The 16,387-nt window shown below is 66.2% G+C and carries 12 protein-coding genes; 5 read left to right on the top strand and 7 right to left on the bottom strand.

Going from position 1 to position 16,387, the window contains the following annotated elements:
• Positions 1–632: 632 nt before the first annotated feature.
• From QM470_RS01295 to QM470_RS01275, 5 genes are all read left to right on the top strand, one after another.
• Positions 633–1,691 (top strand): methionine ABC transporter ATP-binding protein, encoded by a 1,059-nt coding sequence (locus tag QM470_RS01295; protein ID WP_283337847.1) that lies wholly within the window; start codon positions 633–635, stop codon positions 1,689–1,691.
• A gap of 3 nt (positions 1,692–1,694) precedes the next feature.
• Positions 1,695–2,360: a methionine ABC transporter permease gene (locus QM470_RS01290; RefSeq protein WP_283337846.1), complete on the top strand. Its 666-nt coding sequence runs from the start codon at positions 1,695–1,697 to the stop codon at positions 2,358–2,360.
• Positions 2,361–2,605: 245 nt separating this feature from the next.
• A complete protein-coding gene (locus tag QM470_RS01285; protein ID WP_283337845.1) occupies positions 2,606–3,154 on the top strand; it encodes a cupin domain-containing protein in 549 nt (182 codons plus the stop codon).
• A gap of 475 nt (positions 3,155–3,629) precedes the next feature.
• Positions 3,630–5,981, top strand: a complete 2,352-nt coding sequence (locus QM470_RS01280) for a TonB-dependent receptor (RefSeq protein WP_283337844.1) — start codon at positions 3,630–3,632, stop codon at positions 5,979–5,981.
• A gap of 150 nt (positions 5,982–6,131) precedes the next feature.
• Positions 6,132–7,301: a cytochrome-c peroxidase gene (locus QM470_RS01275; RefSeq protein ID WP_283337843.1), complete on the top strand. Its 1,170-nt coding sequence runs from the start codon at positions 6,132–6,134 to the stop codon at positions 7,299–7,301.
• Positions 7,302–7,448: 147 nt separating this feature from the next.
• On the opposite strand, the gene QM470_RS01270 is transcribed toward QM470_RS01275, so the two are convergent.
• From QM470_RS01270 to QM470_RS01240, 7 genes are all read right to left on the bottom strand, one after another.
• Positions 7,449–8,675 (bottom strand): DUF1513 domain-containing protein, encoded by a 1,227-nt coding sequence (locus QM470_RS01270; RefSeq protein ID WP_283337842.1) that lies wholly within the window; start codon positions 8,673–8,675, stop codon positions 7,449–7,451.
• A gap of 2 nt (positions 8,676–8,677) precedes the next feature.
• Entirely contained in the window at positions 8,678–9,730 is a 1,053-nt protein-coding gene (locus tag QM470_RS01265) for an imelysin family protein (RefSeq protein ID WP_283337841.1), read from the bottom strand.
• On the bottom strand, positions 9,730–11,202 hold the full coding sequence (locus tag QM470_RS01260; protein ID WP_283337840.1) for a di-heme oxidoreductase family protein: 1,473 nt from the start codon (positions 11,200–11,202) through the stop codon (positions 9,730–9,732). Before QM470_RS01260 ends, QM470_RS01265 begins: the two co-directional genes overlap by 1 nt.
• A gap of 66 nt (positions 11,203–11,268) precedes the next feature.
• Positions 11,269–12,450 (bottom strand): imelysin family protein, encoded by a 1,182-nt coding sequence (locus QM470_RS01255; RefSeq protein WP_283337839.1) that lies wholly within the window; start codon positions 12,448–12,450, stop codon positions 11,269–11,271.
• Between the two features lie 200 nt (positions 12,451–12,650).
• A complete protein-coding gene (upp, locus tag QM470_RS01250; RefSeq protein WP_066532548.1) occupies positions 12,651–13,283 on the bottom strand; it encodes a uracil phosphoribosyltransferase in 633 nt (210 codons plus the stop codon).
• 360 nt (positions 13,284–13,643) lie between these two features.
• Positions 13,644–14,618 carry a threo-3-hydroxy-L-aspartate ammonia-lyase gene (locus tag QM470_RS01245; protein WP_283337838.1) on the bottom strand — a complete coding sequence of 325 codons (975 nt, stop codon included), beginning with the start codon at positions 14,616–14,618 and terminating at the stop codon, positions 13,644–13,646.
• 217 nt (positions 14,619–14,835) lie between these two features.
• A complete protein-coding gene (locus QM470_RS01240) occupies positions 14,836–16,371 on the bottom strand; it encodes a helicase HerA-like C-terminal domain-containing protein (protein ID WP_283337837.1) in 1,536 nt (511 codons plus the stop codon).
• Between the last annotated feature and the right edge of the window lie 16 nt (positions 16,372–16,387).

Raw genomic sequence — 16,387 nt, 5'->3', positions numbered from 1 at the left:
TATTTTTTGCTTGCACAAGCCGATGCGCTGCAGTGCTGGAAATGGGAGCTGTTGCAATACATGGCGGCACCTTGCGGTGCTTGGCGGTACCTGGTGCTATGTATTTTGAGAAAGCTGCAATGGCATTGCCATGGACGAGCCGGGGTGCGGACGCGCGCGGTTGCACCGGATGGTGGCGCGGTGGAGGACTGCCAGGCAGTGGGGCAGGCCCGTGCTGCCGGGTGGGGCATGCGCAAAGGGCGTGGCGTGCGCGGCTGGGCGTGCGGCAGGAATAGGGCGAAGGCAGCACCCAGGCGTGTGCCGTGTGCTGGCACCGGGTTCAGCGGCCACAACGCTGCATGCTGCAAGCCTGCGTTCAGGCCCTGCACGCAGGGCTGTGCGGTGAGCGCCAGGGCCAGGGAAGGCCTACACTGCGCCCCGCTCAAGGTTTTGGGTTCACCTTCGGTAACAGACCGGCAATTCGGGCATCATTAGGGGTTTGCATAGGACATGCCTATATAACGGTTGTGTCTTATTACTTGATTTTTCGATAGTTGGCGTTCTTATAACGGAGCGCTACATTTCGCTACTTCCTTCTTGAACCCTGTGCTGCAAGCGCGTGCGGATGTGCTTGCGGCCGCCTGGCTGACTCCATGATCGACATTCGGGATCTGTCCCTGACCTACCAAGGCCCCAAGGGGCCGGTCGAAGCCCTCCAACACATCAACCTGCATATCGAGCAGGGCGAGATCTTCGGCATCATTGGCCGCAGCGGCGCGGGCAAAAGCTCGCTGGTGCGCTGCATCAATTTGCTCAACCGTCCCACCAGCGGCCAGATGGTCGTGGGCGGCCGCGATCTGCTGACGCTCAGCGACAGCGCACTGCGCGAAGCACGCCGTGAAATCGGCATGGTGTTCCAGCATTTCAATCTGCTGTCTTCGCGCACGGTGTATGACAACGCTGCGCTGCCGCTGGAGCTGGCGGGCATGTCCAAGGCCGACATCCAGAAGCGCATCGATCCGCTGCTGAAGCTGGTGGGCCTGGACCAGTTGGCAGACCGTTACCCGGCACAAATCTCGGGCGGTCAGAAGCAGCGCGTGGGCATTGCGCGCGCACTGGCGTCCAACCCCAAGGTGCTGTTGTCCGACGAAGCCACCAGCGCGCTGGACCCGGAAACCACCCGTTCCATCCTGGATCTGCTGCGCAAGGTGAACCGCGAGCTGGGCGTGACGGTGGTGCTGATCACCCACCAGATGCAGGTTATCAAGCAGATTGCCGACCGCGTGGCGGTGATCGACGCCGGCCGCATTGCCGAGCTGGGCTCGGTGATCGATGTGTTCACCCAGCCGCAGCAGGCGATCACCAAGAGCCTGATCGACGAGATCGTGCCCCAGGAGCTGCCTGCCAGCGTGATGCAGCGCGTGCAGGCTCTGTCGGCGCGCCTGACGGCGGGCACCAGCGGCCAGTTGCTGCGCCTGTCGTATGCAGGCGAGAGTGCTTATGAACCCATTCTGTCGCACCTGATTCGCACGCTGGGGCTGGACCTGTCGATCCTGCATGGCCAGATCGATGAAATCCAGGAGCAGACCTTTGGTTCGCTGGCGGTGTATGCCAGCGGCGAGGCGGTGAAGATTGAATCGGCCATCAGCCATCTGCGCAGCAGCGGTGTGGTGGTGCAGGTGGTGCCCGTGGCGGCGTCGGTGAAGGGGTAAGCGATGTTCGAGAACTTTTCGGAAATGATGATCGAGTTGTTCATCGACTCGCTGTGGGAGACGCTGATCATGGTCGGCATCTCGGGGATTCTGGGCGGCCTGATCGGTATTCCGCTGGGCGTGTTCCTGCGCCTGACCGACAAGGGCGGCGTGCTGCAGAACACGGCGCTGAACAGCACCGTGGGCTGGATCGTGAATGCCGTGCGTTCCACGCCGTTCATCATTTTGCTGGTGGCCATCATCCCGTTCACCCGTTTCATCACGGGTTCGTCCATCGGTACCTGGGCGGCCGTGGTGCCGCTGACGATTGCTGCTGCCCCGTTCATTGCCCGTCTGGTGGAAACCGCGCTGCGTGAAGTGGACGGCGGCCTGGTGGAAGCGGCCCAGTCCATGGGCGCGTCGACCAGCCAGATCGTCTGGAAGGTGCTGCTGCCCGAAGCCATGCCCGGCATCGTGGCCGGCCTGACCATCAGCTTTGTGTCGCTGACCGGCTACTCCGCCATGGCGGGCGCCATTGGCGGCGGCGGCCTGGGTGACCTGGGCATCCGTTACGGCTACCAGCGTTTCCTGCCGGACATCATGCTGGCGGTGGTGATCATCCTGATCTTCTTTGTGCAAGCCATCCAGAGCCTGGGTGACTGGGCGGTGCGCCGCATCAGCCACAAGTGATCTGGCGCAGGGCTGGCGCGTGAGCGGGCCTGCCATGCACACAAGCCGCAGCTGCACCGTGCCGCTGCGGCTTTTTTCTTGGTCGTGGATACGGTATGTGCGGATGTGCCGGTGTGTTGGCTGGTGGCGATCGCCATCCAGTGCCGCGGTGCCAGCAGGCAGGCATGGTGCAGCTTGTGCCACATCAAGCGCCGCGCGGCCCCGGCGCGGCATGCTGGACCATTGTTGAAAAAAGAGAGCAAGCCATGCAAGAACCATCGAACATTGCCGCAGGACTGACCGCCCCCGCTGCGCTGCGCAGCGCCGTTACTGCCCTGGGGGTGGACTGGCAACACCGGCCGCTGGAGCCCGAGCCTGGTCTGGCGGCCTTGCTGGCCCAGCCGGCGCTGGATGAAGGCGCCAAGGCCACGGTGGTGCAGGCGCTGGGCGCCGGGCTGATCGATGTGTGCATTGCCCATGGTTACCAGAGCATGGACCTGGTGGTGCTGCACCCGGACACCCCGGGCCTGGAGGAAGCACTGGCACGTTTTGACCGCCCGCACACCCATGCCGACGACGAGGTGCGCTACATCGTGGATGGCGCCGGGCTGTTCGGCTTCTTTGATGCCCAGGGGCGCGAACACACGGTGCGGGTGGGGCCGGGCGACTATCTGCGTGTGCCCGCCGGTGCGGAGCACCGCTTCACGTTGACGGCGGCGCGCCGCATCAAGGCGCTGCGCCTGTTTACCGACAGCGCAGGCTGGGTGGCGCAGTACACCGCACGCGAAGCCGGGCCGATGGCCACGGGCGCCTGATACGGCTTGTGTAGGGGAGGCGGGCGTGTGGGCGGAGCAGGGATGGGGTGGTCCCGGCGGACGTTCAGGCTCTGGCGGCTGCAGCCGCATTCCGGGTAGGGCTGCCATGCCGGCGGCTTCTGGCTGTCTGCGGGGGGCTGTCGGAAGACAAACGCTGCCCACACGCAGCCCACTAAACCATTTGGCAGGGCTGTGCAGTAGCACGGCATGCATGTCGAGTAACTGACAGGGCGTTGGTTGCGGGCGACGGCCGCCCGTCGTGGCGAGAAGTAGAATGCAAACCGTTCTCATTGCTAATACTTGTATTGGCAATGCCAGTTTTGCTCTTTTCACCACCATGCACACCACCACTTTCAGCCGACATCCGTCTTCGGCTGTCACGGCTTGCGTTTCGCGCCCGTTTTCTGCTTCTTCCCGTCTGTTGTCCCGCCCCACGGCCGTCGCGCTGGCCGCCGCGTGCTGTGTCAACTGGGCCATGGCCCAAACGGCAGACAACCCGCCTGAGACGGCCGCGGAGAACGCCGGTGTGGTGACCCGGACGATGCCGGAAGTGCAGGTGCAGGCCGAGCGCATGGAAGCCCGTGTCTATGACCGTGCGGAAATGGATGCCACTGCAGGGGGCAACCGTGATCTGACATCGCTGATTTCGGACAATCCGGCAGTCACACTGAACCCCTCCATGAGCGGCAATGGCAACCGGGGCTCGCTGGCGCCGGAGTCTTTTTCCATCCATGGCGAAAGCCCCTTCCAGAACCAGTTTCTGATTGACGGGATCAGCGGCACGAATGTGATCAACCCCCAGGAAGGGGCTCTGGGGCTGCAGGTGGGACGGGTCCCGGGCTTTTCACAGGCCTACAACATCGACACGGAACTGCTCGACGAGGTGCGGGTGTTCGACAATCGCATTCCGGTGGAATACGGCAGCTTTCAGGGCGGTGTGATCGATGCGCGCATCAGGACGCCCAAGGGGACCAATACCGTCAAGATCAAGCGCAGCTTCAACAGCTCCAACCTGACACAGCAGGAGATGCCTGAAGGCGTGGTGGAGGATTGGGAAAATGGCGAGCCAGGCTATTCGTCGGTGTGGAAGAAGCATTTCACCAGCATGCAAGGTGATTTCCGGCTGACGCAAGACAGCAATGCCTTGGTGTCGTTCTCGCGCCGCGAATCGCAAATTCAGCGCCAGTCCAAGGTGCTGGACCGTTCGGTGGCCGTCCCCAACGGCAAGGCATACACCCTGGACATGCACGACGAGAAAGACCAGGTAGACGATCTGCTGGCCAAACTGCACACCAACTGGGGTGGTGGCACGACCAGCAATTTGCTGTTGAAGTACTCCAACCGCCAAGAGGATCTGGTGTCGAACTCCTACGCCGACACTGCCTGGACCAATCGCCAAAAAGCCATGGGCCTGGGGCTGGAAGTGTTCCAGCAACTCGACAACGGCAAGTTGACGGCCACATTGGGTGTGGATCAACTGAACGCAGCGCGTGAATCCAGTGCCGACGCTTTCACCGTGCAGCTGTTTGCGGACAAGAGCCTGTCTTCCTATACCTGGGGCGGGTTTGGCAAGGAGTCGCTGGAGCAGCGCCAGTACACCGGCAAGCTGCGCATGGACTGGAACACCTTTGCCAACGGTGCGGTACGCCACAAGGTGTATGGCGGTGTCGACCTGACCAGCACCGATGCCAGCTTTGTGCGCCACCAGGATTCCTACACCTACAACCAGACGCTCCTGGCCAATGGCCAGCAGTCCATCACGACAGAGAATCGGTACCAGGCGGGTACTGTCGGCGTGGGATACAACGACTTGGCCTTGTACCTGTCTGACACCATGCAGCTGGGCAATGTGGCGCTGCTTGCCAGCGCGCGCGTGGAGCGCGACACCCTGCTGGGCAACACCAATGTGGCTCCCCGCATGGGCCTGGACTGGGACGTGCTGGGTAACGGACAGACGCAGCTGGGCATGGGCTGGTCGCGCTATTACGGCCTGAACTTGATGGGCTATGCACTGGAGCAGGGCAAGAGCGAGCTGCTGAGCTATGTGATCCAGAAGGGCGTGGTGGTCAACAAACCCGGGACCATGGTGAACCACTCGTATGAAGGCTTGCAGACACCGTACTCGGATGAGTGGGCCTTCAGCTGGACCCAGCAGCTGAGTCCCATGTGGGAAGCCGGCCTGTCTTATGTGCGGCGAGCCAGCCGCGACGGGGTGACGACGGAGGGCAACTCGACCACCGGTTACTTCTACACCAATGGGGGATCAGGCCAGGCCGAGACGGCCACGTTCAGCCTGCGCACGCTCAAACCATGGAAGGCCGCAGGAGCGGACTGGACGGCACGGATGGCCTTCAGCTGGAAGGACTCGTACCGCAACCACGACAGCACCCTGGGCTGGGAAGCCGAAGGCTTGGCGGCCGACGACATTGTGGAAGTCAATGGGGTGCAGATGCAGCGCAAGGACAAGCCGTACAGCGCTTTCACTCAGCCGCGTGAGCTGATGCTGGGCACCACCGCGCGCTGGAGCATGGCGGGGGTGACCTGGGGCAATCGCATCAAGTGGAAGAGCAGCCGCTCTGGCGTGGCCTACCTGGGTACCAGCAAGGGCGTGGAGCGCTATGCCACACAGCGCCTGCCTTCTTATGTGACGTGGGACAGCACGCTCAGCTACCAGCCTGCCATGCTCAAAGGCCTGACCTTGAGTCTGGACGTCTTGAACCTGCTCAACAGGCAGGTGCCCATCGCCATTGCCAATGCTGCTGCGGCGAATAATGTGCGCTACCAGACCGGCCGTGAAATCTGGCTGGCGGCGGCCTACGAGTTCTGAGCGCTTTCACTTTGGCCTTCACCGTCGGTGGCCTGGGCGCCGCTGCATTCCAGGCGTGGACGAGGAGGTCCACGCTTTCTCCGTTTTTTTGATTGCTCCGATATGACTTTCCGTCTAGCCACAAGGGGTGCCCGGCGGTTGCGTGCTGTGATGACAGCGGCAGCCTGGCTGGGGGCACTGCCTTTCGCCATGGCCCAGACCGGCTCCATAGCCGCCGACGCCACCACCAAGGCCGCGCAGGGCGCACGTTCGGGCAGTGCCGTGGCGCGCCTGCTGGAGGTGGTGGACAACCAGTCCTTTGCCTGCGGCACGGCCCAGGGCTGGGATGCTGCGTGCCTGCGCGCCCGCTACCAGGGCCAGCCGACCGCCTGGCCGCGCCCGGTGGTGGATGCCGGCAAGGATTGGCAGGAAATGGCCGCTGTGCCGCCAGTGGCACCACCGGCCGATGGCGGTGCCGCTGCGCAGCTGGCGCTGGGCACGGCGCTGTTCTTTGACCCGGGCCTGTCCCGCAAGGGCGGCGTGTCCTGCGCCAGTTGCCACCAGGCGGACAAGTCGTTCACCGACGGCTTGGCGCTGAGCGTGGGCGAAGACAAGATGATGGGCCGCCGCCGCGCCCAGCCGCTGTTTGCCGCGCCTTTTGCCAAGCAACTGTTCTGGGACGGGCGCGCGCCGTCGCTGGAGGCGCAGTCCAAGGGGTCCATCACCAATGTGTTCGAGATGAACAACACGTTGGAAGCGGCCGTGGCCCATGTCAATGCCCAGCCGCAGTACCGCGAGCTGTTTGCCAAGGCATCGGGGCGCCACCAGCTGACCGAGGACGATATGGTGGCCGCCATTGCCACCTATGTGCGCACTGTGCGCCCGCCGCAGACCGTGGCGGACCAGGTGGTGGCCGGGAACACGGCCGTGCTCAGCGACCAGCAGTTGCTGGGTCTGCACCTGTTTCGCACCAAGGCACGGTGCATGAACTGCCACAGCGGCCCCATGCTGACCGACCATGAGTTCCACGATCTGGGTCTGTCGTTCTACAGCCGCCGCAACCAGGACCTGGGCCGCTTTGAGGCCACGCGCAACAAGGACGATCTGGGCAAGTTCCGCACCCCCAGCCTGCGCGGCGTGGCCCATGCCGGGCCGTGGATGCACAACGGCCTGTTCCCCGACCTGCCCGGGCTGATCCGCCTGTACAACGGCGGCATGGGCGTGGTGGCAGGCGATCCCCAGCGCGATCCCTATGTGCCGGCCAAGTCGGCGCACATCAAGGCGCTGCAGTTGAATGCGGCGGAGATCGATGCGCTGGTGGAGTGGCTCAAGCTGCTGTAGAAACCGGGGCGTACAAAACCGCCACCATAAAAAAGCCGGATGCCTTGCGGGATCCGGCTTTTGTTTAGGGTGGAGCGTTTGCGTGGCGCAAGCTGCAAGCTGAACCTGGGTGGGCGCAGTGCAACCGCTGGTGGCACTGCGCTGGCTTTACGCCGTGGTCGGTAGCGGAATCCAGTGGTTGTCCATCACGCGGCCTTGGGTGGTCCCCAGGGCGGGGGCGGGCTGGGGGCTGGCGGCATCCGCCAGGCGCGTGGCGGCGGCTTCGCCTGCCGTCCACAGCCCGGCGGGGGACGGTGCGGGCAGCAGCGGGGATACGCTGTGGTTGGCCACCGGGTACACGCCTTGCAGCGGGCGGCTGCCGTGCCATTGCACGGGCTCGCCGGCGCGTGCCGGGGGCTGCCACCAGGTGAGCTGGTCCGCACGCGGGCAACTGACGGCAAAGTGCTGGCCGTCGCAGCCGATGTCGCCGCCGTAGCCGGCCAGCGCCGTGCCGGCAGGCAAGGGCTGTACCTGCAGCTGCTGGCCGTCGAACAGGGCCAGCACCGGCGCCTGGGCGCGGGTGCTGGGGTCGTCATGCTCGGCCTGCAGCGCAATGCCCAGCCAGCGGCGTGCGGGCTGCCACGCCACTTGCGGGCCCCAGCACAGGTGGCGCAGGCTCAGCCGGGTGTCGGCCAGGCGCCACTGGCCGTCCAGCGCGCCCTGGGCGGCAGGCTGCAGGCGCACGATGGAGGAGTCCATCTGCGTGAGCTGCAGCTTGCGTCGGCCGGTCTCGATCTGGCTGGGAATGCCGCCGTTGGCGACGACCAGGCTGCCGTCGGCATCCAGCAGCAACTGGTGCGGGTCCATGCCGTGCGTGGGCCATTCGGCGGTTTTTTCCAGCGATGCGGCATCGCGCACGCCGATCAGGCCCTGGCCGGTTTCCAGGTCGGTTTCGGTGGTGTAGAGCTGGCGGCCGTCCCTGCTGTGGATCACGTGGCCAGTGAAGGCGCGGTCTGGCTCGATCCAGCCCCATTGCGGCGCCGATCCTGCGCGCAGGCGCAGCAGCCAGTCACCGGGGCGGCGGCTGGTGAAGACCACGGCGCCGTCAGCTTCCACCGTCATGCCATGGGCGCGGGTGGGAATGCGTTCGGACTGCAGCACCTGCAGCGGCGCACCATCCAGCGTGAGCTGCACGATGCCGGCAAACAGATCGTGGCCTTGCATCCAGGCGGCGGCCAAGCGCTGCGGGCCGGCCGGCCCAGACTGGGCCGCGGCTGCGGCGGAGTCTGCCCAGGCGGACAGCGGCGCCAATCCGTTCAGGCCGGCCAGGCCGCCGAAACCGGTGAGGCCCACCGCCTGCAGCCACTGGCGCCGGGTGGGGGAGGAAGACGGCATGCTCAGTCCCCGTCGCCGTCGGAAAAGCCGATGCTCAGCTGCAGCAGCGAGGCGATGTCGGCTTCCACCCAGCGCTTGAGGCCGCTGAGTGCGGTGGAGAGCTTTTGCACGCTCTCCAGATCGGTGCTGTTGAGTGCGGCAAACGCGCTGTCCACTTCCTGCACGGCCTTGGCAAAGCGGCCGGCGGTGAGGGGGCGGTAGTGGGCGGCCACCAGACCGGCAATGCTGACCTGGTTCTCGGGCGCGCCGGCCGGGGCCACGGCCAGATCGCGCAGGCCGGACCACTGGGCGCGCCAGCTGGCCAGGGTGCTGTCGCTGTCCATGCGGATCAGCTGGGGCTTTTTCTTGCCGGAGGTGGTGCTGGCGCTGCGCAGCGGCTTTTCCATGCGTTCCCAGCGCAGTTGCTCCAGGCCGCCAATCCACTGGTTCAGGAATTCCTCGGTGACGCGCAGATCGGGCTTGGCCGCTGCGGTAGCCTGGAACGCGGTGCGCAGGCCCTGGATTTCATCGGTGACCGAGGCGGCTGCCATCACCGCATAGCTGCAGCTGGGGCTGCCGGGTGGGGCCGGCTGGGTCCACAGCAGGTGTTCCAGCGCGGGAAAGCCTTTGCCGGGGCTGCCGATGCGTTCCATGTCGGCCAGGGTTTTGGGGGTCTGCTGGATGGCTTCGGCCAGGCGGGCCGGGCGCAGCGGCTGGAAGTTGACCATGCGGTCGGTGCGGCGTTCCACCAGCGGGCCCATGTTGACGGCGGCCACGCGCTGCCAGGCGTCGGCAGCCTGCTGGAAGCGCTGGCGGGCATCGCCCAGCAGGGCGGCATCGGTCTTGCCGGGGCGCTGGCCGCAGTAGGCCTGCAAGCTGGCTTGCAGCGCCTGCGCCGCGCCCAGGGCCTGGGTGGTCTGGGGCAGATACCACTGGCTGTAGAGCTGATGGCCGATGGTGGCCAGGTCGTCCACTTCCAGCGCATGGCTGGGGGCCGCGGCCCAGAAGCCCAGGCTGGCGGCGATGGCGAGCGCCGCACGGCGCAGGCGGGAGGGAGGGGTCAGGCAGGCGGGCATTACAGGGACTCCACAAATTTCACCAGGGCGGCACGGTCCTCGGCGCTGAACTGCAGCACGCGGTCGCGGGCATCCTGGGCTTCGCCACCATGCCAGAGCACGGCTTCGAGCACGCCACGGGCGCGGCCGTCGTGCAGCAGGCGCTGGTGGTTGTTCACGGCATCCAGCAGCCCGATGCCCCACAGCGGCGGCGTGCGCCACTGGCGGCCGTTGGCGCGGAAGTCGGGCCGGCCATCGGCCAGGGCGTCACCCATGTCGTGCAGCAGCATATCGGTATAGGGCGTGATGGTCTGCCCGGACACGGCCTTGCTGCTGAGCGTGGGGAACAGCGGTGCATCGGTGCGGTAGCTGGGGCGGTGGCACTGGGCGCACTGGGCGGCGTGGAACAGCTTTTCGCCCTGCAGCACCTGGGCGTCCTTGGTGTTGCGGCGGGCCGGCGGGGCCAGTGTGCTCTGGTAGAAGATCACGTCGTTGATGGCGTGCTCTTCGATCTCCACCCCGGCGCCGCCCTTGCCGTGCGGGGCTTGCAGGCAGTCGGTCTGGGTGGGGGTGCAGGTCTGCTGGGGGAAGTGCGGCGAGGTGATGCCGATGTCGCCCTGGAAGGCGCCACCCGTCTGGTGCGCCAGGCTGGCCACATTGGCCTTCCAGCCGAAGCGGCCCAGCATCATGCGCTGGCCATAGGCGTCCCACACATAGTTGGGCTGGCCCTTGATGGGCCCCTCGGTCAGGGCCTGTGCCTGGGCGTTGGCCAAGATTTCGGAGGCGGGAATGGCTTCCAGCAGGCCCAGGCCGATGACCTGGGGGGCAATCCGGGGGCTGACCATGGTGTCGGCGGCCATGGGGCCGTAGGCCAGATCGTGCAGCTCGTAGACCGGGCGCTCCAGCTGGTAGGGCGTGCCGTCGGCGAACTGGCCGTTGATGTGTTCATAGCGGATGCGCACCGCGCCTTCGCCCTTCACACCGCTGATGCCCATGGTGTTGAACTGGTCGCCGTAGACCGGCTCGTGCTTGGGGCCGCCATGCGCGTCGGTGCCGGGCACGGACAGGCGCATCAGCAGGCCGGCAAACGGTTGCGGGGCCAGGGGGTTGTGGAAGTCGGGGGGCTGGGCGCGCCCGTCCTGCACATGGCAGCCGCCGCAGGAGCGGGCCAGGAAGTGCGGGCCCAGTCCGTCGCGCGCGGTGGTGGAGGCCGGGGCCTGCACCCAGTTGCGCTTGAAGAAGGAGTTGCCGATGACAAAGCGCGTGCGCTCTTCATCGCTCAGATTGGCCAGGGGCAACGAGAACGCGTTGCGGCCGGTGGCGAAGACGGTGGTGGTGCCGCCGGGCAGGGCATCGGCCGGAGCCGGGGCGAACAGGTCTGGCGGCGGGGTGGCGGCGGCTGCTACAGGGGGTGCATCCTGCGACTGCAGGGAGCAGCCCGCCAGCAGCGCAGCACAGGCCGCGGCGGTGAGGGACAGACAGCGAAACATCATGGGGCGAATGCAAAACCGCTGCCCGTACCGGCGGGCGGCCCAGGCAGCGGTGGTGGATGGGTGTTCTTATTCGGGTTCGACCAGGTTCAGCTGTTCAATGCCCACGGCGTGTGCGGCATCGACCAGCGACTTGCTCTGGGCCACCAGGCTGTCGATGGTGGACTGGATGGTGGCGCGGGCGGCGCTGTCGCGCGCACCCTGGATGGCCTGGTCGAACGGTGCCGGAATGGATTCGGCCGCCTTCACGGACTGGGCGATCTGGCGCGTGGTCTGCTCGGCCACGCCGCGGTCGTGCTGGGCCACCCAGTCGCGCAGGCCGGGGCCTTGCAGGACCTTGCCGTCCAGGCGCTTGTAGCTGCCCAGCCACACGTTCTGGATGCCCATGGCGTTGGTCACGGCATCGCGGTGGGTGTTGTCGGAGAAGCAGGAGTGTTCGTCTTCCTGGTCGCGGCTGGCCATGGCCACTTCCAGGCGTTCGCCGGCCAGTTCGCCGCGCGACAGCGAACCCAGGCCCACAAAGATGCGGCGCACGGCGTCGCTGCTGTTCTTTTCGAAGTCGGCGCGGAAGTTGCCGGCCACGCCGGGCTTCCATTGGGCGGCCACGGACTGCAGGTCCTTGATCAGCAGCGCGGTGACGGTGCGCAGGTAGGCGCGGCGGCGGTCGGCGTTGGGGGCCTTGCCGTCGACAAAGTCGGTGTAGGGGCGGTCGCCGGGGCCGGTGGCGCTGAGGTCCTGGCCCCAGAGCATGAATTCGATGGCGTGCCAGCCGGTGGAGATGTTTTCCTCGCCGTCGTGCTCGTTCAGCTCGGCCAGGCGCTCGGCGGTGATGGCTTCCTTGCGGTTGTTGATCAGGCCGGCCTTGGGTTGGCCTTGCACGTAATCCACATAGGACTCGTCCATGGGCCAGGCGTTGATTCGGCCTTCGGGGCCGTTTTCGTCGTCGATGGGGCCGCCGTAGAAGCGGAAGGCCTCGGTCTGGCCGTAGTACTCACGGGCGTGCAGCCAGGCCTTGCGTGCGGTGGCCAGCGTGGCGGCCGAGGGCTTGGCCAGGAAGGCGTCGATGGCCTTTTGCATCTGCTGGGCCGAACGGATGCTGTCTTCGTACGTGGCCGACACCAGCGTACTGTAGTGCGCCACCACCTGGTTCACGCTGAGTTGCACTTGGGTTTGGGGGGCTGCTGGAGCCTGGGCGTGCGCAATGTGGGTGGCACCCAGGGCAATCAGTCCGGCGAACAGATAGTGGTTCATGTCAGAAATAGGTAGTAGCGTAAGAAAAAGATACATTCTAATGGCATTGAGAATGTGTCCTATTTGCGAAATCGGCACGCAGTCCTGGGGTATCGCCTTGCATGTGTCGGCATCGGGCACGAAAAAGCCTCCGGTGCCGAAGGCAGCGGAGGCTGGAGCGGAAGGCGCGCAGTCCGGGCCGCAGGCCCGGGCGGTTGCACTTACTTGGTGCCGAAAATACGGTCGCCGGCGTCACCCAGACCGGGCAGGATGTAGCCGTGGTCGTTGAGCTGGCGGTCCACGGCGGCGGTGTAGATGTCCACATCGGGGTGGGCGGCCTGCATGGTCTTGATGCCTTCCGGCGCGGCCAGCAGGCACATGAACTTGATGGACTTGGGGGCGCACTTGTCCTTGAGCTGCTGCACGGCGGCGGCGGCGGAGTTGCCGGTGGCCAGCATGGGGTCCACCACGATCACGTCGCGCTCGCCCATGTTGTCGGGCATCTTGAAGTAGTACTCGACGGGCTGCAGGGTTTCGGGGTCACGGTACAGGCCGATGTGGCCGATGCGGGCGCCGGGCACCACGTTCAGCATGCCGTCCAGGAAACCGTTGCCGGCGCGCAGGATGGAGACCAGGGCCAGCTTCTTGCCGTCGATGACCTTGCCGACCATCTTTTCCATCGGCGTTTCGATTTCCAGGTCCTGCAGCGGGAAGTCGCGGGTGATTTCGTAGGCCATCAGCGTGGACAGCTCGCCCAGCATGCGGCGGAAGCTGTTGGTCGACGCTTCCTTGCGGCGCATCAGGGTCAGTTTGTGTTGGACCAGCGGGTGGTCGATGAGGTGCACTTGGCTCATGGAATGGCTTCTTGTCTGTGTGTCGGTGAAATCGGGTGGGCGCGGTACACGCGGTACATGCCGTATATGCAATACCTGCGGTACGCGCCGTCGGCAGGCAGTGTACTGCGGCCTTGCCGGCGGGTGGCGGGCTCGGTTTTTCTGTCCACGGCCCGCACAAGGCTGCTGGCCGGGCTGTTTGCGCTGGCGCAAGGAGCGTGCCAGTGCCGCGGGCCGGCGGGCACGTGGCCTGCCAGGGGCAGAGGGGCACGGCATGGCCGTGGTGTGGCCGCCGGAAAAGAACAAGCTCCCGAAGGAGCTTGTGGTCTGTGCCCTGCCGGCAGCCCATGGGGGCAGCGGCGGATGGGCCGGGGCAGGGTGTCAGTCCGCCAGGAAGCGGGCGTAGCGCTTGAGGTCCACATTGCCGCCGCTGACGATCACGCCCACGCGCTTGCCGCCCAGGGAGATGCCGCCGTTGCAGGCGCCGGCAAAGGCCAGGGCGCCGGTGGGCTCGACCACGATCTTCATGCGTTCGGCAAAAAAGCGCATGGTCTGCATCAGCTGCAGGTCGGAGACGGTGACGATTTCCTCCACCCCCTGCTGGATGATGGGGAAGTTCAGCTTGCCCAGCGCCGGGGCCTGCGCACCGTCGGCGATGGTGGTGGGGTAGGGGATCTCCACGATCTCGCCCTTGCGCAGCGATTGCTGGCCGTCGTTGGCGTTTTCCGGCTCCACACCGATCACCTGGCAGTTGGGCGCCAGTGCCTGTGCGGCCAGCACGCTGCCGGCCAGCAGGCCGCCGCCGCCCAGGCAGACAAACAGGTAGTCCAGGTTGGGCACCTGCTCCAGCAGTTCCTTGGCCACGGTGCCCTGGCCGGCAATCACGTCGGCGTGGTCGCTGGGGGGCACCAGGGTCATGCCGCGCTCCAGTGCCAGCTTGCGGCTGATGGCCAGGCGGTCTTCGGTGCGCGGGTTGTAGGTCACCACCTGGGCGCCGTACTCGCGCGTGGCGGCCATCTTGCTGGCGGCCGCGTCCTCGGGCATGACGATCAGCGCCGGCATGTCCAGCAGGCGGGCCGACAGGGCGATGGCCTGGGCGTGGTTGCCTGCAGAGAAGGTGAGGACGCCGGCCTTGCGCTGCTCGGGCGTGAAGCGCGCCAGCGTGTTGAAGGCGCCGCGGAACTTGAAGGAGCCGGAGCGCTGCAGGTTCTCGCACTTGAAAAAGAACTGCGCCCGGTACTGGCGATCGGCCGTGCCGCAACGCAGCACGGGTGTGGTGTGGGCCACGTTTTTCAGACGCTCGGCAGCGTCTGCCACATCGTCAAACGTCGGCAGGGGCAAGGTGACCACGCTCATGTCGGCCTTTCAGGCTGTATCTGGATGTTGCAGTTACAGAGATGATAGCTGCGAAAGCGCATTCGCCAAGGGCAGGCGCGTACAGGGAAACCGCAGGTGTGCTCTGCAGCAGGGGAGTCGAGAATGGGAATGGCCTGTGGCGGCGCGAACGCGGCACAGGCCATTCGGGGGCGTACTGTGGTGCGTACGGAGGCGCTGCAGCGCAGCCGCCCCGGGCTCAGCGGCTCTTGCCGCCGAAGATGCCGCCCAGCACGCCGCGCAGGATCTGGCGGCCCAGCTGGGTGCCCATGGTGCGGGCGGTGGACTTGACCACGGTCTGCACAATCCCGTCCTTCTTGCCGCCGCGCGGGCCGGTGGTGCCGAAGAGCAGGTCGTTGAGCTCGCCCATCATGCCGCTGTCCGCCGGGGCCGTGCCGGCACCGGCAGCGCCTGCCGCACCGGCGGCGCCGGGCTTGCCCGGGGTGGCAGTGGCGGATTCGGCGCGGCTGCGCAGCACTTCATAGGCGGATTCGCGGTCCACCGCCTTTTCGTAGACGCCGGCCACCAGCGATTGCTGCATCAGCTGCTGGCGCTGGGCGGCGGTGATGGGGCCGATCTGGCTGCCGGGCGGCACCACATACACGCGCTGGGTGATGGAGGGGCGGCCTTTTTCGTCCAGAAAGCTGATCAGGGCTTCGCCCACGGCCAGTTCGGTGATGGCGGCTTCGATGTCCAGCCCCGGGTTGGGGCGCATGGTGGTGGCCGTGGCCTTGACGGCCTTCTGGTCGCGCGGGGTGAAGGCGCGCAGCGCGTGCTGCACGCGGTTGCCCAGCTGGGCCAGCACGCTGTCGGGAATGTCCAGCGGGTTCTGGGTGACAAAGTACACGCCCACGCCCTTGGAGCGCACCAGGCGCACCACCAGCTCGATGCGCTCCAGCAGCACCTTGGGCGCGTCGTTGAACAGCAGGTGGGCCTCGTCGAAGAAGAAGACCAGCTTGGGTTTGTCGGGGTCGCCGATTTCGGGCAGCTGCTCGAACAGCTCGGACAGCATCCACAGCAGGAAGGTGGAGTACAGGCGGGGCGAGTTCATCAGCTTGTCGGCTGCCAGGATGTTGACCACGCCGTGGCCCCGGGCGTCGGTCTGCATCAGGTCTTCGATGTTGAGCATGGGCTCGCCGAAGAACTGGTCGCCGCCTTCGCTTGCGATCTGCAGCAGGCCGCGCTGGATGGCGCCCACGCTGGCGGCGCTGATGTTGCCGTACTCGGTGGTGAACTGCTTGGCGTTGTCGCCCACATGCTGGAGCATGGCGCGCAGGTCCTTGAGGTCCAGCAGCAGCATGCCGCTGTCGTCGGCGATCTTGAAGACGATGTTCAGCACGCCCATCTGCGTGTCGTTCAGGTTCAGCATGCGGCCCAGCAGCAGCGGGCCCATGTCGGACACGGTAGCGCGCACCGGGTGGCCCTGCTGGCCGAACACGTCCCACAGGGTGGCGGCGCAGGCCGTGGGGGCGGGCAGGGCGATGCCGCGGTCCTTCAGCGAGGCGGCCAGCTTGTCGCCGATGCTGCCGGTCTGGCTGATGCCGCCCAGATCGCCCTTGATGTCGGCCATGAACACCGGCACGCCGGCCTGGGCAAAGCTTTCGGCCATCTTCTGCAGGGTGACCGTCTTGCCCGTGCCCGTTGCGCCGGTGATCAGGCCGTGGCGGTTGGCCAGGCCGGGGAGGATGTCACAGTGGATATCACCATGCTGGGCAATCAGGAGGGGGGCTGCCATATCTGCCATATGCGGG

This window comes from Comamonas sp. 17RB, assembly GCF_030056555.1.
GTDB lineage: Bacteria > Pseudomonadota > Gammaproteobacteria > Burkholderiales > Burkholderiaceae_C > Comamonas > Comamonas terrigena.
The sequence above is the reverse complement of the archived record's forward strand: the minus strand, read 5'-3'. Positions and strand labels throughout refer to the sequence as shown.

Excerpts from the sequence above, each read along its gene's own strand:
- QM470_RS01295 (WP_283337847.1), top strand. The coding sequence starts at position 633 with ATGATCGACATTCGGGATCTGTCCCTGACCTACCAAGGCCCCAAGGGG.
- QM470_RS01290 (WP_283337846.1), top strand. The coding sequence starts at position 1,695 with ATGTTCGAGAACTTTTCGGAAATGATGATCGAGTTGTTCATCGACTCG.
- QM470_RS01285 (WP_283337845.1), top strand. The coding sequence starts at position 2,606 with ATGCAAGAACCATCGAACATTGCCGCAGGACTGACCGCCCCCGCTGCG.
- QM470_RS01280 (WP_283337844.1), top strand. The coding sequence starts at position 3,630 with ATGGCCCAAACGGCAGACAACCCGCCTGAGACGGCCGCGGAGAACGCC.
- QM470_RS01275 (WP_283337843.1), top strand. The coding sequence starts at position 6,132 with ATGACAGCGGCAGCCTGGCTGGGGGCACTGCCTTTCGCCATGGCCCAG.
- QM470_RS01270 (WP_283337842.1), bottom strand. The coding sequence starts at position 8,675 with ATGCCGTCTTCCTCCCCCACCCGGCGCCAGTGGCTGCAGGCGGTGGGC.
- QM470_RS01265 (WP_283337841.1), bottom strand. The coding sequence starts at position 9,730 with ATGCCCGCCTGCCTGACCCCTCCCTCCCGCCTGCGCCGTGCGGCGCTC.
- QM470_RS01260 (WP_283337840.1), bottom strand. The coding sequence starts at position 11,202 with ATGATGTTTCGCTGTCTGTCCCTCACCGCCGCGGCCTGTGCTGCGCTG.
- QM470_RS01255 (WP_283337839.1), bottom strand. The coding sequence starts at position 12,450 with ATGAACCACTATCTGTTCGCCGGACTGATTGCCCTGGGTGCCACCCAC.
- upp (WP_066532548.1), bottom strand. The coding sequence starts at position 13,283 with ATGAGCCAAGTGCACCTCATCGACCACCCGCTGGTCCAACACAAACTG.
- QM470_RS01245 (WP_283337838.1), bottom strand. The coding sequence starts at position 14,618 with ATGAGCGTGGTCACCTTGCCCCTGCCGACGTTTGACGATGTGGCAGAC.
- QM470_RS01240 (WP_283337837.1), bottom strand. The coding sequence starts at position 16,371 with ATGGCAGCCCCCCTCCTGATTGCCCAGCATGGTGATATCCACTGTGAC.